Annotated in this window: 16 protein-coding genes; 9 read left to right on the top strand and 7 right to left on the bottom strand. The window is 70.3% G+C overall.

Going from position 1 to position 21,135, the window contains the following annotated elements; all coding sequences use genetic code 11:
* The first annotated feature begins 90 nt into the window (after positions 1-90).
* Positions 91-903 carry a rhomboid family intramembrane serine protease gene (locus AB0J04_RS19910; RefSeq protein WP_363169811.1) on the top strand — a complete coding sequence of 271 codons (813 nt, stop codon included), beginning with the start codon at positions 91-93 and terminating at the stop codon, positions 901-903.
* Positions 904-910: 7 nt separating this feature from the next.
* On the opposite strand, the gene hemE is transcribed toward AB0J04_RS19910, so the two are convergent.
* Positions 911-1,978, bottom strand: a complete 1,068-nt coding sequence (gene hemE, locus AB0J04_RS19915; protein ID WP_363169812.1) for a uroporphyrinogen decarboxylase — start codon at positions 1,976-1,978, stop codon at positions 911-913.
* A 282-nt stretch (positions 1,979-2,260) separates the two neighbouring features.
* On the opposite strand from hemE, the gene AB0J04_RS19920 reads away from it, so the two are divergent.
* The 3 genes from AB0J04_RS19920 to AB0J04_RS19930 all read left to right on the top strand — a co-directional run bounded on the left by AB0J04_RS19920 (position 2,261) and on the right by AB0J04_RS19930 (position 5,331).
* Positions 2,261-2,887, top strand: a complete 627-nt coding sequence (locus AB0J04_RS19920; RefSeq protein WP_363169813.1) for a DUF3000 domain-containing protein — start codon at positions 2,261-2,263, stop codon at positions 2,885-2,887.
* A gap of 242 nt (positions 2,888-3,129) precedes the next feature.
* Positions 3,130-3,789: a response regulator transcription factor gene (locus AB0J04_RS19925; protein ID WP_351907096.1), complete on the top strand. Its 660-nt coding sequence runs from the start codon at positions 3,130-3,132 to the stop codon at positions 3,787-3,789.
* A 249-nt stretch (positions 3,790-4,038) separates the two neighbouring features.
* A complete protein-coding gene (locus AB0J04_RS19930; protein WP_363169814.1) occupies positions 4,039-5,331 on the top strand; it encodes a ribonuclease D in 1,293 nt (430 codons plus the stop codon).
* Positions 5,332-5,390: 59 nt separating this feature from the next.
* Here the strand turns inward: AB0J04_RS19930 and AB0J04_RS19935 are convergent, their stop codons facing one another.
* From AB0J04_RS19935 to AB0J04_RS19945, 3 genes are read right to left on the bottom strand one after another with little or no spacing between them, the layout of a single operon-like run.
* Positions 5,391-6,221, bottom strand: a complete 831-nt coding sequence (locus AB0J04_RS19935) for a carbohydrate ABC transporter permease (RefSeq protein WP_363169816.1) — start codon at positions 6,219-6,221, stop codon at positions 5,391-5,393.
* A complete protein-coding gene (locus AB0J04_RS19940; protein WP_363169817.1) occupies positions 6,218-7,207 on the bottom strand; it encodes a sugar ABC transporter permease in 990 nt (329 codons plus the stop codon). Before AB0J04_RS19940 ends, AB0J04_RS19935 begins: the two co-directional genes overlap by 4 nt.
* Entirely contained in the window at positions 7,204-8,520 is a 1,317-nt protein-coding gene (locus tag AB0J04_RS19945) for an ABC transporter substrate-binding protein (protein WP_363169818.1), read from the bottom strand. Before AB0J04_RS19945 ends, AB0J04_RS19940 begins: the two co-directional genes overlap by 4 nt.
* Before the next feature lie 152 nt (positions 8,521-8,672).
* Here AB0J04_RS19945 and AB0J04_RS19950 point away from each other — a divergent pair, with 152 nt between their 5' ends.
* From AB0J04_RS19950 to AB0J04_RS19965, 4 genes are all read left to right on the top strand, one after another.
* The gene (locus AB0J04_RS19950; RefSeq protein WP_363169819.1) at positions 8,673-11,081 is read left to right on the top strand and encodes a glycoside hydrolase family 2 protein; all 2,409 of its coding nucleotides are present in this window, start codon (positions 8,673-8,675) and stop codon (positions 11,079-11,081) included.
* Positions 11,078-12,115, top strand: a complete 1,038-nt coding sequence (locus AB0J04_RS19955) for a LacI family DNA-binding transcriptional regulator (RefSeq protein WP_363169820.1) — start codon at positions 11,078-11,080, stop codon at positions 12,113-12,115. The genes AB0J04_RS19950 and AB0J04_RS19955 overlap by 4 nt, the downstream gene beginning before the upstream one ends.
* Positions 12,116-12,303: 188 nt before the next feature.
* Positions 12,304-13,524, top strand: a complete 1,221-nt coding sequence (locus tag AB0J04_RS19960) for an acetyl-CoA C-acyltransferase (RefSeq protein ID WP_363169821.1) — start codon at positions 12,304-12,306, stop codon at positions 13,522-13,524.
* 2 nt (positions 13,525-13,526) lie between these two features.
* Entirely contained in the window at positions 13,527-15,653 is a 2,127-nt protein-coding gene (locus tag AB0J04_RS19965; protein WP_363169830.1) for a 3-hydroxyacyl-CoA dehydrogenase NAD-binding domain-containing protein, read from the top strand.
* Positions 15,654-15,852: 199 nt separating this feature from the next.
* On the opposite strand, the gene AB0J04_RS19970 is transcribed toward AB0J04_RS19965, so the two are convergent.
* Positions 15,853-16,875 carry a hypothetical protein gene (locus tag AB0J04_RS19970; RefSeq protein ID WP_363169822.1) on the bottom strand — a complete coding sequence of 341 codons (1,023 nt, stop codon included), beginning with the start codon at positions 16,873-16,875 and terminating at the stop codon, positions 15,853-15,855.
* A gap of 80 nt (positions 16,876-16,955) precedes the next feature.
* Here AB0J04_RS19970 and AB0J04_RS19975 point away from each other — a divergent pair, with 80 nt between their 5' ends.
* Complete coding sequence (locus AB0J04_RS19975) at positions 16,956-17,327, top strand: NTP pyrophosphohydrolase (protein WP_363169823.1); 372 nt, start codon at positions 16,956-16,958, stop codon at positions 17,325-17,327.
* A gap of 28 nt (positions 17,328-17,355) precedes the next feature.
* Here the strand turns inward: AB0J04_RS19975 and AB0J04_RS19980 are convergent, their stop codons facing one another.
* Complete coding sequence (locus AB0J04_RS19980; RefSeq protein WP_363169824.1) at positions 17,356-18,873, bottom strand: amino acid permease; 1,518 nt, start codon at positions 18,871-18,873, stop codon at positions 17,356-17,358.
* Between the two features lie 195 nt (positions 18,874-19,068).
* Complete coding sequence (dxs, locus tag AB0J04_RS19985) at positions 19,069-20,994, bottom strand: 1-deoxy-D-xylulose-5-phosphate synthase (protein ID WP_363169831.1); 1,926 nt, start codon at positions 20,992-20,994, stop codon at positions 19,069-19,071.
* Between the last annotated feature and the right edge of the window lie 141 nt (positions 20,995-21,135).

Consider the following 21,135-nt stretch of genomic DNA (forward strand, 5'->3'; position numbering starts at 1 on the left):
CCTCGTGCCGCGAGCGGTTGCCGGTTCATACGCACTCGTGGTGAGGCGTGTTCACCGGTTCGTGGAACGGATCGGGGGCAGTACTTCCTTGTGGTCATCCCCGTCCATGACGTGAACCCCGTGCGCCGTACGCCCGTGGTGACGTACGCGCTCATCGCCGCGAACGTCTTCGTCTTCTTGTTCATGCCCGGCCTGTCCGGCTCGGTGGCGGGCGACAGCGGCCTGGCCCAGACGTGCCATCTGCACGCCTTCCTGGAGCACTACGCGGCCGTCCCGCGCGAGTTGATCCACCATCAGCTGCCACAGCTCGTCCCCACCGGCGAGGTGACCGGCGCGGGGTGCGCGCTGGCGCCGCCGGGCTACGAGAAGTCGCCGGCGTTGAGCGTGCTCACCGCGATGTTCCTGCACGGCGGCTGGCTGCATCTGCTGGGCAACATGCTGTTTCTGCTGATTTTCGGAAACAACATCGAGGACCGCATGGGGCATGTGCGCTTCGCGCTCTTCTACGTCGTCTGCGGCTATGCGGCGTCGTACGGTTTCGCGCTGCTCAACGCCGACTCGACCGACCCGCTGATCGGTGCGTCGGGAGCGATCGCGGGAGTGCTCGGCGCCTATCTGGTGCTGTATCCGAAGGCCAGGGTGTGGGTCCTGGTCCCGTTCCTGGTGTTTCTGCCGCTGCGCCTGCCCGCCTGGCTGGTGCTGGGTTTCTGGTTCGTGCTCCAGGCGGTCTACTCGTCAGGCGAGGGCGTCTCCGGGGCGGGCACCGTGGCGTACGCGGCGCACATCGTCGGCTTCCTCGCGGGCATGCTGCTCGCCTGGCCGCTCAAGCCGGGCACTCCCCCGCCGCCGGAGCCGCGCGGCCTGCTGTTCGGCAGACGGGCGCGCCCCCGGCACACGTGGTGAGCGCCGCCTACCTGGCCGTCTGCGTGTGGACGTGGTCGACCAGCCGGGTCAGTGCGTCCGGGTCGGTGGACGGCATGACGCCGTGGCCGAGGTTGAAGACGTGGCCCTCCAGGCCGGCGGCCGCGTCGAGGACCTCGCGGGTCTTGGCCTCGACGGCCTCGGTGCCGGCGAACAGCACGGTCGGGTCGAGGTTGCCCTGGAGCGCCTTGCCGGGACCGACCCGGCGCACGGCCTCGTCGAGCGGGACGCGCCAGTCCACGCCGACGACGTCCGCGCCCGCGTCGCCCATGAGCTTGAGCAGCTCGCCGGTGCCGACGCCGAAGTGGATGCGCGGGACGCCGTAGCCCTCGACCGCGCGGAAGACCTTCGCGGAGGCGGGCAGCACCGAGCGGGTGTAGTCGGCGGGGGCGAGCGCGCCGGCCCAGGAGTCGAACAGCTGCACGGCGCTCGCACCCGCCTCGATCTGCACCTTCAGGAAGGCGGCCGTGATCTCCGCGAGGCGGTCGAGCAGGTCGGCCCAGAGCTCGGGGTCGCCGTACATCATCGCCTTGGCGTTCTCGTACGTGCGCGACGGACCGCCCTCGACGAGGTAGCTCGCGAGGGTGAAAGGCGCGCCCGCGAAGCCGATGAGGGGGGTGGCGCCGAGCTCGGCCGTCAGCAGGCCGATGGCCTCGGTGACGTAGGAGACGTCGTCGGGGGTGAGGTCGCGCAGCTGGGCGAGGTCGGCGCGGGTGCGGATCGGGCGCTCGACGACGGGGCCGACGCCCGGCTTGATGTCGAGGTCGATGCCGATGGCCTTGAGCGGGACGACGATGTCGCTGAAGTAGATCGCCGCGTCCACGTTGTGCCGACGCACCGGCTGGAGGGTGATCTCGGTGACCAGCTCGGGCCGCATGCAGGAGTCGAGCATCGCGATGCCCTCGCGGACCTTGCGGTACTCCGGCAGCGAGCGCCCCGCCTGCCGCATGAACCACACGGGCGTGTGCGGCACGGGCTCACGCCTGCACGCCTTCAGGAAGGCACTGTCGTACGTCGCTGTCGGCTGCCGGCCCGCCGGGCTCTCGTTCGCGCTCACGACGGCAAGTCTCCCACGGCCCCGGAGGCGACGAGGCCGCCCCCGTCCGTCGCCCTTCCTCCGCCTTGCCGTCACCCTCGGCGTTCCTTCTGCCGTCCTCCTGCTGTCCTTCTGTCGTCCTTCCGTGGTCTTTCGGGCGGTGTGGTCCGTGCGCCTGTTCGCCCAGCGCGCACCTGTCCGCGAGCCCCGCACGGGTGTCTTGCCCTGCACGCAGCCCCCGTTCCCCTTAATCTTCCCCGCATGGCTGCGGCTCAGGGACGACTGTCGGACGGCGCTGGCGGGATGGATGACGCGAACGAGGGGGACCGGGATGGGAGCACGTCGACACCATTGCCTTTCCGGGCCGCGGTCGACGCGCTGAGGGCGGCCCGGCTGCGGCCGCAGATCGAGGTCGAGCCGACACCGGCCCCGAAGCGGCTCGCCCCGTTCGCGTACGCGCTGGAGGCGACCGTCGTGGACGGCGATCAGGATCTGGCCGACGGCCGGCTGGTGCTGCTGCACGACCCCGACGGGCACGACGCCTGGCGCGGAACGTTCCGCCTGGTGACCCTCGTCCGGGCCGAGCTGGAGCCCGAGATGGCCGCGGACCCGCTGCTGCCGGACGTGTGCTGGTCATGGCTGACCGGCGCGCTCCAGGCGCGCGGGCTGACGTACGGCGAGCCGAGCGGGACCGTCACGCGCGCGAGTTCGCACTACTTCGGCGGGCTCGCGGAGCGCCCGGCGGCCTCGCAGATCGAGATCCGGGCCTCCTGGACGCCGCGCGAGGGCCTGGGCGGGGTGCCGGACACAGGGGCGCACCTGGCCTCCTGGTGCGATCTGCTGGCGCAGGTGGCGGGGCTGCCGCCGGCCGGACCGGGGGACGCGTCGGTGGTGACGTTGCCGCAACGCAGGGGACCGCAGTCCCGTTGACCGTCTCTTTGTCGATACGGCCATTTTCGATCCCGTAAGGCACCCACTTAAACCGACTCGATCTTCGGATGATCGATCAAGTGTCCGAATTGAACAGATTGTTACTCACTAGATCGTGATCATTCTCTAAAGGACGCCGGGTTCGCTGCCGAAGACGACTGTGACCTTGAAAGCACGGTTCGTCCCGGCTTCCTCCCCACAAGCCCCACGAGCCGGCTCCCGTCCCCCACCCAGGAGGCCTGGTGTCCGTTCTCCTCGAGCAGCCCGCAAGCCTGGTCGCCTACCGCCCGAACAAGCCCACCGCCATGGTGGTCGTGGCCGACCCGCGCGTCCGCTCCACCGTCACCCGCCACCTGTGGGCGCTCGGTGTGCGCGACGTCATCGAGGCCTCGTCCATCGCGGAGGCTCGTCCCCGCATCGGCAACCCCCGCGACATCTGCGTCGCCGACGTCCACCTGCCCGACGGCTCCGGCCTCACCCTGCTGTCGGAGACCCGCGCCGCGGGCTGGCCCAACGGGCTCGCCCTCTCCGCCGCCGACGACATCGGCGCCGTGCGCAACGCCCTCGCGGGCGGCGTCAAGGGCTACGTCGTCACCGGCACCCGCACCAACGTCGGGCTCCCCACCCGGCCCGGCGCCGCCCCCATCGGCTCCGCCGCCCGTATGCACCGCCGCCCCCCGGGTGCCCCGAGTCACCCGGGCGGCTACCGCGAGCTCTCCGGCCGTGAGGTCGAGGTGCTGCGACTGGTCGCGGAGGGACAGTCGAACAAGGCGATCGGCGTCTCGATGGGCCTGTCCGCGCTGACCGTCAAGAGCCACCTCGCCCGCATCGCCCGCAAGCTCGGCACGGGCGACCGGGCCGGCATGGTCGCGGTGGCCCTGCGGACCGGCATCATCCACTGACAGCCCACTCCTGAGATTCCCCTGAGATTCCCCCGGGATCCGCCTGGGGGTCTCCCGGGCTCCGTCCCTGACCTCCCCCCCTCCCCCTCCGGTCCCCGTCCGTCCCCGTCCCTCCCCGCCCGTCCCTTTCCTTTTTCTTCCCGACCCCTTCCCCGTCGTTCACCGACCTGACTGGTTTACGACCCTCTGACGCCCGTCGACGGAACGTTCCGTCGGCGGGTGCCGTCGATACACAGATACCCTTGACAGGTGACCGACGCCCAAGAAACCGCAGCAGCCAGTTCACTGCGAACCACCGGAGGCGCCCCTCCGGACGACGGCGGATCAACTGCTTCCGGGGCGCCGACACCTCTCCTCGAACCGCGCGAGGGCATTCCTCCCGTAATCGCCGACGAGGCCTCCCTCGCCGAGGTCATCGCCGCGTTCGCCGCCGGCTCCGGCCCGGTCGCCGTGGACGCCGAGCGCGCCTCCGGCTACCGCTACGGGCAGCGCGCCTACCTCGTGCAGCTGCGCCGCGAGGGCGCGGGCAGCGCGCTGATCGACCCGGTGGCCTGTCCCGACCTCTCCGCGCTCGGCGAAGCGCTGTCCGGCGTGGAGTGGGTGCTGCACGCGGCCACCCAGGACCTGCCGTGTCTGCGCGAGATAGGCATGATGCCGACGCGGCTGTTCGACACCGAGCTGGCCGGACGGCTCGCCGGGTTCCCGCGGGTCGGCCTCGGCGCGATGGTCGAGGGCGTGCTGGGCTTCGTCCTCGAGAAGGGCCACTCCGCGGTCGACTGGTCGACCCGGCCACTGCCCGAACCGTGGCTGCGCTACGCGGCCCTCGACGTCGAGCTCCTGGTCGACCTGCGCGACGCGCTGGAGAAGGAACTGGACCGGCAGGGCAAGCTGGAGTGGGCCCACCAGGAGTTCGAGGCGATCGCCTCCGCCCCGCCGCCGGAGCCCCGCAAGGACCCCTGGCGTCGCACGTCAGGCATGCACAAGGTGCGCCGACGGCGGCAGCTGGGCGTCGTGCGGGAGCTGTGGCAGACGCGGGACCGGATCGCGCAGCGGCGGGACGTGTCGCCGGGCAAGGTGCTCTCGGACGCGGCCATCGTGGAGGCCGCGCTCGCACTGCCGACGACCGTGAGCGCGCTGGCCGCGCTGAACGGCTTCGGGCATCGGATGGGACGGCGGCAGCTGGAGCAGTGGCAGGCCGCGGTCGACCGGGCGAAGACGTTGAGCGAGTCGCAGCTGCCGCAGCCGGGCCAGCCGGTGGCGGGACCGCCGCCGCCGCGGGCCTGGGCCGACAAGGATCCGGCGGCGGCAGCGCGGCTCAGCGCGGCGAGGACGGCCGTCTCGGCGTTGGCCGAGGAGCTGAACATGCCCCAGGAGAACCTCATCGCCCCGGACGCGGTGCGCAGAGTCTGCTGGGAGCCGCCGAAGCCGCTGGACGAGACGGCCGTCGCGAGTGCGCTCGCGGGGAACGGGGCTCGGCGCTGGCAGGTGGAGCAGGTGACGCCCGTGCTCGTCGCCGCGTTGTCCTCCGACGAGGGCGCCTAGCGGCGCCCCGGCTCCCCGGCTCCCCGGCTCCCCGCGAGCAGAAGCAGAGGAGAAAGCGGTTACTTCGTCGCTCCTCTCATGAAACCGTTGTAGATGTATTTCTGGAGAGCGAGGAAGACGATCAGTGTCGGCAGGATGACCAGGACGGCTCCTGCCGAGATCGTTTCCCAGTGGGCGGCATAGGGGCCCTTGAAGCGGAACAGCGACGTCGAGATCACGCCAAGATCCTGTGAGGGCATGTACAGGAACGGGATGTAGAAATCGTTGTAGACGGCGATCCCCTTCACGATCACGACCGTCGCGATCGCCGGTTTCAGCAACGGGAAGATGATCTTTCGGTAGATCGTGAAGGCGTTCGCCCCGTCGAGCCGGGCTGCCTCGTCCAGGGAGATCGGGATCGAGCGCACGAACTGCAGGAAAATGTAGATCGAGACGATGTCCGTGCCCATGTAGAGGGCGATCGGGGCCCAGCGGGTGTCGAACATGCCGAGGCTGTGGACGATCTGGAAGGTGGCCACCTGGGTGGTGACGCCCGGGACCAGAGCGGCCAGCAGAAACAGGGCGATCACGAGTTTGCGGAACCGGAAGGTGAACCGGTCGATCGCGTACGCGGTCATCGAGCCGATGAGGACCGTGCCGCCCACCGAGACGACGAGGATGAAGGCGGTGTTGCCGAACGCCGTGAGCATTCCGCCGTCCTGGAACGCCGTCACGTAGTTGTGGAAGTTGAGCGGGTCGTGCGGGAGCGTGAGCGGCCCGCTGCCGTTCGCCGTCTCCTTCTCGGTCTTCAGTGACGTCAGGAGGACGACGCCCAGCGGGAGCAGAACGATGAGCGTCGCGGCGATCAGCGACAGGTACACGAGGGTGCGGGCAACGGCTCGGCGTGTCATACGAGGTCCACGTGGTCGTCGGGGACGAGGCGTCGCTGCACCCAGGTGACCAGCAGGATGATCAGCAGCAGCACGACGGCCGCCGCGGAGGCGAGCCCCGTCTTGTTGAACTGGAAGGCCAGCTTCACGGTCTGGATCACGAACGTCTCGGTGCCGGTCGCCCCGCCCGTCATGATGTACGGGATCTCGAAGGCCGACAGGGAACCCGAGACGGAAAGGATCACCGTGAGGGTCAGCACCGGCTTGATGCCGGGCAGGATGATGTAGCGGAACTGGTGCCAGCGGCCGGCGCCGTCGAGTTCGGCCGCCTCGTACAGCTCGCCCGGGATGGACTGGATCGCCCCGAGGAACAGGACGAAGTTCATGCCGAGGTAGCGCCAGATCGAGACGCCCGCGAGGGAGACGTTCGCCGAGGTCGGGGTACCCAACCAGGCGTGGTCGGTGTGGTGGCCGAAGAAACCGAGCACTGTGTCGAAGGTGCCGCCGTCCTGGAAGAAGTAGAGGAAGACGAAACCGATTGCGACGCCGTTGACCAGGGACGGGAAGAAAAGCACGCCCTTGAAGAAATTCCGGAAACGGATGCTGAAACTCAGGATCGTGGCGAAGTAGAGCGCGGCGACGATCTGGATCACCGAGGCGGCCAGGTAATAGCCGCTTACCCAGAACACCTGGAAGAGGTCCTCCCTGGTGAAGATCTCCGTGTAGTTCTCCGCGCCCGTGTAGTGCAGTTCCGGGCTCACGCCGTCCCAGTCGGTGAAGCTGTAGGCGACCATGTTGGCGATCGGCGCGTAGGTGAAGGTGACCAGCAGGGCGAGCGGGGCGAGCAGGAACAGCCAGGGGGTCAGCAGCCGCCGAGTGCGTGCCCGGCGCGGGGCCGGTGCCGGTGCGGCGCGCTTCGGGACCGGCGCGGCGGCCTCGAAGGTCGCTTCCGCGGCGGTCGTCCCCGCGGTGGGGCGGCCGGGGGTGTGCGTGTCCGCGTGCGTCATCCGTCGCTCACGTTCGCCTGTGTCTCGGTCCACTTCTTGCCGAGGACGCCGAGGAAGTCGTCCAGGCTGCCCTTCTTCGCGCCGCGTGCCAGGTCGACGAGGTCCTGGCGGTACTCGGGCTTGTAGATGCCGACCTCGGACTCGTTGTCGATCAGCTTGACCTTCGCACCCGCCGAGTCGTCCAGCTCGATGAGCTTGACGCCGGCCTCGTCGTACGGCTTCAGCGCCTCGGGCATGGCCGCGTCCTTGAGCGGGGAGATGGCCAGATTGTCCTTGTCGTAACCGGACTTGTCGGTGAACCAGTCGATCCAGGCGCGGGCCGCCTCCTTGTGCGGGGAGTGGACGTTGACGGCCTGGTTGTAGTCGGGGCCCACCGTCGCGCAGAACTTGCCGTCCGTCTGGGCGGGAAACGGCATGAAACCGATGTCGTCAGGATTCACGCCGGCCTTCTTCGCCGCGTCCTGGAACTGGATGATCGCCCAGGTGCCGAGCCACTGCGTGGCGATCTCGCCCTTGGCCGTACGGGGCTTGGACTCCTCCCAGTTGCTGGTCGTCGGGTCCTTCTCGGCGAGGCCCTGCTTGACGATGTCGTGCAGCAGCGTGTCGCCGACCCGCAGGTCGGAGCCCGCGGCCCAGGGATCGCCCTCGGCGAGTTTCGTGGTCGCCTGCGGATCGCAGTGGACCGCGCCGTTGACGTACGTCCACGAGGTCAGCGGCCACTGGGCGGCGAAGTTGGTGTAGTAGGGGACGGCGTCGGTCTTCGCCTTGATCGCCTTCAGGTCGGCGAGGAACTCGGCCGGGGTGGTGGGCCATTGGGTGACTCCGGCCTCCTTCCAGACCCGTTTGTTGTAGACGAAGCCGGGCATCACGCCGACCGGGCTCTGGCCGTAGACCTTGCCGTCGACGGCGGTGAAGTCGGTGAAGCGGTACTTCTTGCCGCGTTCGGCCGTTGTGCCGAGGGAGGCGAAGAACTTGGGGTAGTCGCCCTTCTTGATCACTGCCGGGATCAGCAGGACATCGCCGTAGTCGTCCGTGTTCATCCGGATCTTGATCTCGGCCTCGTAGTTGGTGAGGGCCTGGAACTCGACCTTCACCTTGGGGTACGTCTTGTTGAACTCGGCGGCGTACCTGTCCAGCGTGCCGTCCTGCTTGAGATCGGTCCGCACGGTGAGGACCGTGATCGTGCCGCTCACCTTCGACGGGTCGTCGGGCGCCTCGGCGTCCGCGCCCTTCGCGCTTCCCCCCGTCCCGGTGCATCCCGGCAGCAGCAGGGCCGCTCCCGCGACCATGGCGACGGCTGTACGGCGGTTCATGTGCATCACTTCCGTTCCTGGGACGGACGAGCACGTGCGGGTTGGCTGATTCGGCACTCTGACAGCGCATTCTCAACCGGTAAAGTCCCAATCCCGCCAAGGATGACGCGACACCAACCGAAACTTTCGCTGAACCGGTTTAGGGAGTGCGCATGCTGGAGGAAACACCACTCACCGAGGGATGGATCCTGCGGCACGGAGCGCAGTCGCTCCCGGCGTCGGTACCGGGCTGTGTGCACACCGATCTGCTCGCCGCCGGCGTGATCCCCGACCCGTTCCTCGGGCAGAACGAGACCGACGTCGCATGGGTGGGGCGGCGCGAGTGGACGTACGAGACGGAGCTGCGAGCCGCGTCCACCGGGCACGAGCAGACCGACCTGGTGTTCGACGGCCTCGACACGGTCGCGGAAATCACGTTGAACGGCCAACTCCTGGGCCGGGTACGGAATATGCACCGCTCGCACCGGTTCGACGCGACGGGGCTCGACGGGCCGTTGACCGTGCGGTTCGTCTCCGCGTACGCCGAGGCGGAGGCGGTGCGGGGGAAGGTCGGCGATCGCCCGTCCGCCTACGCCGAGCCCTACCAGTACGTGCGCAAGATGGCCTGCTCGTTCGGCTGGGACTGGGGGCCCACCCTGGTGACGGCCGGGATCTGGCGGCCGGTGCGGGTGGAGCGCTGGTCGACGGCTCGGCTGGCCCGGGTGCGCCCGCTGGTGAGCGTCGAACAGGGCGTCGGGGTGGTGGAGTTACGGGTGGACGTGGAGCGGACCCGGGTGGAGGCCGGGCTCACGCTGGAGGCCCGGGTGGGGGGACGCCGGGCCCGGGCGGAGGTCTCGGGCACAGCGGGCGTGGTCAGGGTGGAGGTGCCGGACGCGCGGCTCTGGTGGCCCCGGGGTTACGGCGAACAACCCTTGCACGACGTCGAGTTGACGTTGCATCACGGGAGTGCGCCGCTCGACGTCTGGCGGCGGCGCATCGGTTTCCGCACGGTGGAGCTGGACACCTCCGCCGACGCCCGTGGAAGCGGTTTCACTCTCGTCGTCAACGGGGCGCGGCTCTTCGCGCGGGGCGTGAACTGGATCCCGGACGACGTGTTTCCGTCCCGGGTGACCCGGGATCGTTACCGCAAGCGGTTACGACAGGCGGCCGACGCCGGGGTCGACCTGGTCCGGGTCTGGGGTGGCGGCATCTACGAGAGCGAGGACTTCTACGACGCCTGTGACGAGCTGGGGCTGCTGGTGTGGCAGGACTTCCCGTTCGCGTGCGCGGCGTACCCCGAGGAGCAGCCGCTGCGGGGCGAGGTGGAGGCGGAGGCCCGCGAGAACGTCGTCCGGCTGATGCCTCATCCGTCGCTGGTGCTGTGGAACGGGAACAACGAGAACCTGTGGGGGTTCCGGGACTGGGGGTGGGAGGAGCGGCTCGGCGGGGACTCCTGGGGCGAGGGGTACTACCTGGGCGTGCTGCCGCGGGTCGTCGGCGAGCTGGATCCGACGCGGCCGTACACGGCGGGGAGTCCGTGGTCGGGGTCGTGGGAACAGCATCCGAACGACCCGGCGCACGGGACGCACCACTCGTGGGAGGTGTGGAACCGGGCGGACTACGCCGAGTACCGCGGCGCAGTGCCGCGGTTCGTCGCCGAGTTCGGCTGGCAGGCGCCGCCGGCCCACGCGACGCTGCGGCGGGCGCTGCCGGGCGAGGAGCTCGCGGCGGACTCCCCCGGCATGCTGCACCACCAGAAGGCGGAGGACGGCAACGGCAAGCTGGCGCGCGGGCTCGCCCGCCACTTCGCCGTGCCGGACGGGGACTTCGACCGATGGCACTACCTCACACAGGTCAACCAGGCGCGGGCGGTGGCGACCGGGGTCGAGCACTGGCGGTCGCACTGGCCGGTGTGCGCGGGCACGATCGTCTGGCAGCTCAACGACTGCTGGCCGGTGACCTCCTGGTCGGCGATCGACGGGGACGGGCGGGAGAAACCGCTCTACCACGAGTTGCGGCGGCTCTATGCGGACCGGTTGCTCACGCTCCAAGTGCGGGACGGGGGCCTGATGTTGGCGGCCGTCAACCAGTCCGCGGAGCGGTGGACGGGCACGGTGACGCTTCGGCGCATGTCCGTGGCGGGGGACGAGGTCGGCGCCACGACCGTGCAACTGGCGGTCGACGCACGGGCGGTGGGTGTGGTGCGGGTGCCGGCGGAGCTGGAGCCGACCGGGGCGAAGGAGTTCCTGGTGGCCGACGGACGGGGGTCCCCCCGCTCGGGCGAAGCCGAGAGCGGGGGACGGCTGCGGGCCGTGCATTTTCCGGTGCCGGACCGTGAAATCCTCTATCCGTGGCCCGAGTTCGAGGTGGCGGTGACGCCGGGTGCGGTCACGGTCACGGCGCGCACCCTCGTCCGGGATCTGCTGCTCCAGGCCGATCGGCTGGACCCGGGGGCGCGGGCCGACCGGGGGCTCGTGACCTTGCTCCCCGGAGAGCGGGTGACCATCGGGGTCGCGGGCTGGGAGACTCCGGATGCCGCCGCCGCCCGGGCCGCGCTGTACTGCCAGGAGCCCGCTCGATGACAGCGTCCCCGTCGCCTCGCGTCACGATCAAGGACGTCGCCGCGCGCGCCGGGGTGTCCAAGGGGGCGGTGTCGCTCGCCTTCAACCACAAGCCGGGGCTGTCGGAGGCGACCCGGGGCCGGATCTTCGCCGCGGCGCGGGAGTTGGGCTGGGAACCGAACCTCACGGCCCGGTCGCTGTCGAGTTCGCGGGTGGACGTGGTGGGGCTCGCGATCTGCCGGCCGGCGCGGATGCTGGGCCTGGAACCGTTCTACATGGAGTTCGTCTCCGGGGTGGAGAGCGTGCTGACCGAGCACTCCTGCTCGCTGCTGTTGCGCCTGGTGCGCAACATCGAGGAGGAGGCGGGGCTCCAGGAGTCGTGGTGGCGGGGACGGCAGATCGGCGGGGCGATCCTGGTCGACTTCCGGGCCGACGATCCCCGGGTGGCGGCGGCCGAGCGGCTCGGGATGCCGGTGGTCGCGGTCGGGCATCCCTCGCTGACCGGCAGCCTGACGTCCGTCTGGACGGACGACGCGACGGCGGTGACGGAGGCGGTGCGTTACCTCGCGGCGCTCGGCCATCGGCGCATCGCGCGGGTGGGGGGTGCGGCGGCGCTCGGGCACACGGTGATACGGACGGCCGCGTTCGACGCGGCGGCACGGAGTCTGGGGCTGGCCGGGGCGTGGCAGGTCGCCACCGACTACTCGGGGGAGGCCGGGGCGCGGGCGACTCGGTCGATGCTGACCGCCGCTCCGCCGGACCGGCCGACGGCAATCGTTTACGACAACGACATCATGGCGGTGGCCGGGCTGGCGGTCGCGGCCGAGATGGGGCTCGGCGTGCCGGGCGACGTCTCCCTCCTCGCCTGGGACGACTCCCAGTTGTGCCGGCTCACCCATCCGACGCTCTCCGCGATGAGCCACGATGTACACGGTTTCGGCGCGGAAGCGGCGCGGACGCTGTTCGGGGTGATCACGGGCGACGGCCCGGGGTCGCATCCGGTGCCGACGCCGGTGCTCACACCGCGGGGGTCGACGGCGCCGCCGCGGGCCTGACGCCCCCGAAACAGGTGCGCGACCGGCGGCGCCGGGACCTTTCGGGGCTCTCCCGGGTGTGTGACGTTCGCCGCTCCGCCCGGCAGGGGTGTGCAGCCACGTTACCCACAAGTAGCATGAGCCCTGAGCGCGCGCTCAGCGCTTGCGTGTCGCAGCAGTGCCATCCCGCACCCTGGAGGAGAGCCATCGTGCCTCGTACCGTCAGGGACGTCGTCTTCGTAGACGGCGTCCGTACCCCGTTCGGCAAGGCGGGCCCGAAGGGCATCTACCACGAGACCCGGGCCGACGACCTCGTCGTGAAGGCGATCCGGGAGCTGCTGCGCCGCAATCCCGGTCTCGACCCGAAGAAGATCGACGAGGTCGCCATCGCCGCGACCACGCAGATCGGCGACCAGGGCCTGACCATCGGCCGCACCGCCGGCATCCTGGCCGGTCTGCCGACCTCCGTGCCCGGCTACTCCATCGACCGCATGTGCGCGGGCGCCCTGACGGCCGTCACCTCGGTCGCCGGCTCCGTCGCCTTCGGCGCGTACGACATCGCCATCGCCGGCGGCGTCGAGCACATGGGCCGGCACCCGATGGGCGAGGGCGTGGACCCGAACCCGCGGTTCGTCAGCGAGAAGCTGGTCGCCGAGTCCGCCCTGTTCATGGGCATGACCGCCGAGAACCTGCACGACCGCTACCCGCAGATCACCAAGCAGCGCGCCGACGAATACGCCGTGCGCTCGCAGGAGAAGGCCGCCAAGGCGTACGCCGACGGCAAGATCCAGGCCGACCTGGTACCGGTTTCCGTCCGCCGCACCAACCCGGAGGCCGGTGAGACGGGCTGGGGCCTGGTCACCGCCGACGAGCCGATGCGCCCGGGAACGACGCTGGAGAACCTTTCCGGCCTCAAGACCCCGTTCCGCGTCCACGGCCGGGTCACCGCCGGCAACGCGGCCGGTCTGAACGACGGCGCAACCGCTTCCCTCATCGCGTCCGAGGACTTCGCGCGCGAGAACAACCTGCCGGTCAAGATGCGCCTCGTCGCGTACTCGTTCGCGGGTGTCGAGCCGGAGGTCATGGGTTACGGCCCGATCCCGGCCACCGAGAAGGCGCTGGCCCAGGCGGGCCTGTCCATCTCCGACATCGGTCTCTTCGAGATCAACGAGGCCTTCGCCGTCCAGGTCCTGGCCTTCCTCGACCACTACGGCATCGCGGACGACGACGAGCGCGTCAACCAGTACGGCGGCGCGATCGCCTTCGGTCACCCGCTGGCCTCCTCCGGCGTCCGGCTGATGACGCAGCTGGCCCGCCAGTTCGAGGAGCAGCCGCACGTCCGCTACGGCCTGACCACCATGTGCGTCGGCTTCGGCATGGGCGCGACGGTCATCTGGGAGAACCCGCACTTCGACGGAGGCGACAAGTGAGCATCACCACCGCTGAGCTTCTGAAGGGCGCGGCCGAGCTGTTCCCGGGCGAGGTCGTCACGCAGGCGCACGTGCGTCACCTGGACCTGCCGTTCGGCGCGGGGCGCTTCGCCCTGATCACGCTCGACAACGGTTTCGACCACACCAAGCCGACCACCTTCGGACCGCAGTCCCTCGCGCATCTCGACGCCGCGATCGACCAGGTCGAGAAGGAGGCCGCGGCCGGTGAGATCGTCGGTGTCGGCGTCACCGGCAAGCCGTTCATCTTCGCGGTCGGCGCGGACCTCAAGGGCGTCGAGCTGCTCAAGGAGCACAAGGACGCGCTCGCCATCGGCAAGGGCGGCCACGAGGTCTTCAAGCGTCTGGCGGGCCTCGCGGTCCCGACCTTCGCGTACTACAACGGCGCGGCGATGGGCGGCGGCGTCGAGGTCGGTCTGCACTGCGCGTACCGCACCGTGTCGAAGGCGCTGCCCGCGTTCTCCCTCCCCGAGGTCTTCCTCGGTCTGGTCCCCGGCTGGGGCGGCTGCACGCTGCTGCCGAACCTGATCGGCGCCGACAAGGCCGTCTCGGTGATCGTCGAGAACAGCCTGAACCAGAACAAGCAGCTGAAGGGGCAGCAGGTCTTCGACCTCGGGATCGCCGACGCGCTCTTCGAGGGCGCGGACTTCCTGGAGCAGTCGCTGATCTGGACCGCGAACGTCCTCAAGGGCGAGATCACGGTCGAGCGTCCGGTGATCGACCGCGGTGAGGCCTGGGACCAGGCGGTCGCCCGCGGCCGGTTCGTCGCCGACGGCAAGGTGCACGGGGCGGCCCCGGCCGCGTACCGCGCGCTGGACATCATCGCCGCCGCGAAGAACGGCGACCTCCAGCAGGGCTACGACGCCGAGGACGTCGCGCTCGCCGACCTGATCATGGGTGGCGAACTGCGCGCCGGCATCTACGCGTTCAACCTGGTGCAGAAGCGCGGCAAGCGCCCGGCCGGCGCCCCGGACAAGAACCTGGCGCGTCCGGTCACCAAGGTCGGTGTCGTCGGCGCCGGTCTGATGGCCTCGCAGCTCGCGCTGCTGTTCCTGCGCCGTCTGGAGGTGCCGGTCGTGCTGACCGACATCGACCAGGAGCGCGTCGACAAGGGCGTGGGCTACGTGCACGCCGAGATCGAGAAGCTGCTCGGCAAGGGCCGTATCAACCAGGACAAGGCCAACCGTCTGAAGGCCCTGGTGAGCGGCGTCCTGGACAAGGCCGAGGGCTTCGCCGACGCGGACTTCGTCATCGAAGCCGTCTTCGAGGAGATCGGCGTCAAGCAGCAGGTGTTCGCGGAGGTCGAGGCGGTCGCCCCGGCGCACGCGATCTTCGCGACGAACACCTCCTCGCTCTCGGTCTCCGAGATGGCGTCGAAGCTGAAGAACCCCGAGCGGGTCGTCGGCTTCCACTTCTTCAACCCGGTCGCGATCCTGCCGCTCCTCGAGATCGTGCGCGGGGAACAGACCGACGACGCCTCGCTGGCCACCGCCTTCGCCGTCGCAAAGAAGCTGAAGAAGACCGCGGTTCTGGTGAAGGACGCCCCGGCGTTCGTCGTGAACCGTATTCTGACGCGTTTCATGGGCGAGGTGCAGAACGTCATCGACGAGGGCACCCCGGTCGAGGTCGCGGAAAAGGCGGTGGAACCGCTCGGCCTGCCGATGTCCCCGCTGGTGCTTCTCGAGCTGGTCGGTCCCGCGATCGGTCTGCACGTTTCGGAGACGCTCAACCGGGCGTTCCCGGACCGTTTCACGGTCTCCCCGAACCTCGCGGCCGTCGTCAAGGCGGGCAAGCGCGGCTTCTACGTCTACGACAGCGGGAAGCCCGAGCTCGACCCCGAGGTCTTTGCGCTGCTGGAGCAGGGCGACTCGGTCCTGACCGAGGAGCAGGTGCGGGCGCGCGTCCTGGACGCGGTGGCGCAGGAGATCGGGCTCATGCTCGACGAGGGCGTCGTCGCCGAGGCGCAGGACATCGACCTCTGCCTGATCACGGGCGCCGGCTGGCCCTTCCACCTGGGCGGCATCACGCCGTACCTGGACCGCGAGGGTGTCTCCGAGCGCGTCAACGGCAAGAAGTTCCTGGCGCCGGGCGTGGCGTCCGTTCCGGCGTAACCGTCGTGCAGCCGGCGTGACCGCCGCGCAGGGACGCGAAGAGGGCCTCCGCCACTCGGCGGAGGCCCTCTGTCATGCCTCGCTCTTCTCGGCCGCTTCGAGCCGGGCCCTGAGTTCGGCGTTCTCCGCCTCCAGGACGACGATGCGCTTGCGGGCGAAGTAGACCGTCAGACCGCAGCCAGACCGTCCTGCCGGGCCGTCAGACCGTCTGCCAGGCCGTCAGGGCCAGGCCCGGCTCGTCCTTGCGTCGGGTGAGGTGCAGCCCGCCGGTCGACGGGGACAGGGCCGCCGCGACCACCCGGTCCTGGTGGTCCTTCGCGAGCGCCACCAGGGCGTCGGCGAGCAGTTGGGGCCCGGACTCGGCCCACCAGGCGCCCGACGTCTCCTCCTCGGTCGGATACGCGGCGAAGGCGACGCGGCCGCTCACGGAGCGCTGGGCGAGCAACGTGCAGTCGTGGCCGTCGAGTTCGGTGCGGATCGCGGCGACCGGGCCGGGGCCGGCGGCGGCGAGCACAGGCACCGGGTCGGTGCCGGGGCGCCAGGCGCACACATCGCCGGAGTCATCGGTGTAGAAGAGCGTGTTGTGCTCCGGGGAGGTGGCCAGGGCCTTCAGGGTCCCGGAGCGGACCGGTGCCTTGAGGGGCTCCTGCAGCACCGGTTGGGCGCCCGCCGTCTCCTGCCGCCAGTGCAGGATCCCGTCGGAGACGGCCGCGTACACCTCGACGCACCCGGACTCCCCCGTCACCGCGACGGGCGACCCCTCGACGCCCGACCCCTTGAGGTCGCGCCAGGGGTCCCAGCCGCCCTTCTCCTTCTGCGCGACCATGCACAGCCCCGTGCCGATGTTGCGCGCGAAGACGTGCGCGCGCCCCTGGGCGTCCACGGCCACGGCGGGCGTGCCGGTGCGGTCGCCCTTCTTGTTGGGATGACCGATGGGCTCCCAGTCCAGGGCGGCGAGCAGCGGCCGGTAGTGCGTGGAGTGCACCAGGCCCGCCTCCCCCTTCACCGTGGGCCGCCAGGAGGCCAGGTGGGCGTAGCCGTCGGCGCCGTGGCCGACGGCGAAACCGCGGTACACCTTCTGGTCGCCGCCGACCTTGCGCGGGGCCTCCCAGGGCCCACCCGGAATCCGTTCCGCCCTGCACAGGGCGTCGTCGTCGGAGTCCAACATCAGATAGACGCTCAGCCGCCCGTCGCGGCCTCGTATGAGCCAGTCGCCGTTCACCCGGTCACTGTATGTCGGACCCTTCACCAAGCCCGCGCGCGGGTCACGTTCGAGCCGCCGTCCGTGCGACGCTGGCCCGCATGGATGACCACATCGCGCTGCTCGTGATCGTCGATGCCGCGAACGTCGTCGGATCGGTGCCCGACGGGTGGTGGCGGGACCGACGGGGGGCCGCGGAGCGGCTGCGCGACCGGCTGGCGGCGGGCGGGCTGCCGGGGCGCTCGGGGCCCGTGGAGATCGTCCTCGTCGTCGAGGGCGCGGCCCGCGGGGTGCGGCCGGTGCCCGGCGTGCGGGTGGAGGCGGCGCCCGGCAGCGGGGACGACCGCGTCGTCGAGCTGGTCGCCGGGGCCGTCGGCCGCCCCCGTCTGGTCGTCACGGCCGACCGGGAGCTGCGCCGCCGGGTGACGGAACTCGGCGCGGAGGTGACGGGCCCACGCTCGGTACGCGGTTGACGCCTGTCCCGAGCAGCGCCGGGGCCTGTCACGCGGTGTCGTCGCCGGGCTTGAGGGCCTCGGCGGTGATCTCCTCGTGGCGTTCGAGACGGCTGTGGGAACGGCCGTAGAGGAAGTACACGACGAACCCGACGACCATCCAGCCGGCGAACCGCAGCCAGGTCTCGGTGGGGAGGTTGAGCATCAGCCAGAGCGAGGCGCACACCGACAGGATCGGGATGAACGGCACCCACGGAGTGCGGAAGGCCCGGTGCAGGTCGGGGCGGGACCGGCGCAGGATGACCACGCCGATCGCGACGACCACGAAGGCGAACAGCGTGCCGATGTTCACCAGCTCGGCCAGTTCGCTCAGCGGCGTGAAGCCGGCGACGATCGCGATGATCACGCCGAGCAGGATGGTCGGCCGGTGCGGGGTCCGGAACCGCGGGTGGACGTGGGAGAAGAAGCGGGGCAGCAGTCCGTCGCGGCTCATCGCGAAGAAGACGCGGGTCTGGCCCAGGAGCAGGATCATGCAGACCGTCGTCAGGCCGACCGCGGCGCCGAAGCTGATGAAGCCCGCGAACCAGGGGTGCCCGGTGGCCTTGAAGGCGTCGGCGAGCGGGGCGGTGATGGACAGCTCGGTGTAGTGCTGCATGCCGGTCACCACGATGGACACCAGGACGTAGAGGGTGGTGCAGATGATCAGGGAGCCGATGATGCCGCGGGGCATGTCGCGCTGCGGGTTCCTGGTCTCCTCGGCGGCCGTGGCGACGACGTCGAAGCCGATGAAGGCGAAGAAGACGACGGAGGCCGCGGTGAAGATGCCCATCACACCGAAGTTGGAGGGCGCCCAGCCGAACATCAGCTGGATGAGCGGCGACTGGAGGCTGTCGCCCGCCGGCACGGTCTGCGCCTCGGGGATGAACGGGTCGTAGTTGTCGCCCTTGATGAAGAACGCGCCCGCGATGATCACGGTGAGTACGACCGTCACCTTGACGGCGACGACGATCGTGGTGACGCGCGCGGAGAGCTTGGTGCCGAGCACCAGGATGCCGGTGAGCACCAGGACCAGCGCGGCGGCGAGGATGTCGAAGCCGAAGCCGTCGGCCCCGTCCCGCACGCCGAGCGCCTCCGGCAGGTGCCAGCCGGCGTTGTCCAGCAGCGAGGCGATGTACCCGGACCAGCCGACGGCGACCACCGCCGTGCCGAGCGCGAACTCCAGGACCAGGTCCCAGCCGATGATCCAGGCGGGCAGCTCCCCCAGGGAGGCGTACGCGAAGGTGTACGCGGAGCCGGCCACCGGGACCGTGGAGGCGAACTCGGCGTAGCAGAGCGCGGCGAGCGCACAGACGACCCCGGCCACCACGAAGGCCAGGGCGACGGCGGGGCCGGCGTTGTTCCTGGCGACCGTGCCGGTGAGCACGAAGATGCCGGTGCCGATGATGACGCCGACGCCGAAGACGGTCAGATCGAGTGCGGACAGGGACTTCTTGAGCGCGTGCTCCGGCTCCTCGGTATCGAGGATGGACTGCTCGACCTTCTTCGTCCGGAAGAGGGTGCTGCTCACGGTCGTACCTCCCACGCTGTGTCGTCCTCGACATGATCGAGAGGGGGCGTATTGCGTATGCCCCGGCGCGGACGGGTTAACGCGAATGGGCCGGTTCCACCACCCTTCGCAGTGGTGGAACCGGCCCATCCGGGCGTGTCGGGTTGACCGTGGCAGCCGTCCCGCGCGCGGGAGGCGACCGGGCAGCGGGCGGGGTCAGTCGCGAGCGGGCTCCACGGAGTCGACCTCGGCCGCCGCGCTGCCGTACTTGCCGTCCAGCTTCGAGACCAGGCCGGTGACCTGGCGGGCGATGTCGGGGGCGGTCAGGCCGATCTCCGCCATGACCTCCGCGCGGGAGGCGTGGTCGAGGAAGCGGGGCGGGATGCCGAAGTCGCGCAGCGGGACGTCGACGCCCGCGTCGCGCAGGGCCTGGGCGACCGCCGAGCCGACGCCTCCCACACGCGAGTTGTCCTCGACGGTGACGACGACGCGGTGGCGCTCCGCGAGGGGGGCCATGGCCTCGTCGACCGGTTTGACCCAGCGCGGGTCGACGACGGTGGTGGTGATGCCCTGCCGGTCGAGGAGGGTCGCGATCTCCAGGCACATCGGGGCGAGGGCGCCCACGGAGACCAGGAGCACGTCCGGGGTGTCGGTGCCGCTCTCACGCAGCACGTCCATGCCGCCGACGCGGCCTACGGCCGGTACGGCGGGGCCGACGGCGCCCTTGGAGAAGCGGACGACGGTCGGCGCGTCGTCGACCGCGACGGCCTCGCGCAGTTGGGCGCGGACCTGGTCGGCGTCGCGGGGGGCGGCGAGCCTGAGGCCGGGGACGACCTGAAGGATCGACATGTCCCACATGCCGTTGTGGGAGGCGCCGTCGGTGCCGGTGACCCCGGCCCGGTCCAGTACGAACGTCACACCGCACTTGTGGAGGGCGACATCCATCAGGACCTGGTCGAAGGCACGATTGAGGAATGTGGCGTACACCGCGAACACCGGATGCACTCCGCCCGTGGCCAGGCCCGCGGCGGAGACGGCGGCGTGCTGCTCCGCGATGCCGACGTCGTAGACCCGGTCCGGGAAGGCCTTGGCGAACTTGTCGAGGCCGACCGGCTGAAGCATGGCCGCCGTGATGGCGACGATGTCCTCGCGCTCCTTGCCGAGCTCGACCATCTCCTCGCCGAAGACGCTGGTCCAGTCGGCGCCGGAGGTGGCGATCGGCAGTCCGGTGTCGGGGTGGATCTTGCCGACGGCGTGGAAGCGGTCGGCCTCGTCCTGGAGGGCGGGCTGGTAGCCGCGGCCCTTCTCGGTGAGGCAGTGCACGATCACCGGGCCGCCGAACCGCTTGGCGCGGGCCAGCGCGGACTCCAGGGCCTCGATGTCGTGGCCGTCGATCGGGCCGACGTACTTCAGGCCGAGGTCCTCGAACATGCCCTGTGGGGCGATGAAGTCCTTGAGGCCCTTCTTGGCGCCGTGCAGGGTCTCGTAGAGGGGTTTGCCGACGACGGGCGTGCGCTCCAGGATGTCCTTTCCGCGCGCCAGGAACCGCTCGTAGCCGTCCGTCGTGCGCAGGGTGGCGAGGTGGTTGGCGAGGCCGCCGATGGTGGGCGCGTAGGAGCGCTCGTTGTCGTTGACGACGATGACCAGCGGGCGGTCGCCGTCGGCGATGTTGTTCAGCGCCTCCCAGGCCATGCCGCCGGTGAGCGCCCCGTCGCCGATGACCGCGACGACATGGTCGTCGCGGTCGAGGATCTGGTTGGCCTTCGCCAGGCCGTCGGCCCAGCCGAGGACCGTGGAGGCGTGGCTGTTCTCGATGACGTCGTGCTCGGACTCTCCCTGCGAGGGGTAGCCGGAGAGGCCGCCCTTCATCTTCAGCCGGGAGAAGTCCTGCCGGCCCGTGAGCAGCTTGTGGACGTAGGACTGGTGGCCCGTGTCCCAGAGCACCTTGTCCTTCGGGGACTCGAAGACCCGGTGCAGGGCGATGGTGAGCTCGACCACGCCGAGGTTGGGGCCGAGGTGGCCGCCGGTCTTGGAGACGGCGTCGACCAGGAAGGTCCGGATCTCCTCTGCCAGCTGGTCCAGCTCCTCCGGGCTGAGCCGGTCCAGATCACGCGGTCCCCTGATGCGGGTCAGCAGCGGCACCCGTGCCTCCTTGCAGTAAAAGCTGATCGAGCTGTTGCCGGGCTTGTCGAGTCTAATGTTCCGCCCGGGCGGACGGCGTCCGGCCCATGCGTCATAGGTCACCCGAACGGCGGTACCCAGAATGAGGCCTTCCCATGACAT

The organism is Streptomyces sp. NPDC050263, assembly GCF_040655955.1.
GTDB lineage: Bacteria > Actinomycetota > Actinomycetes > Streptomycetales > Streptomycetaceae > Streptomyces.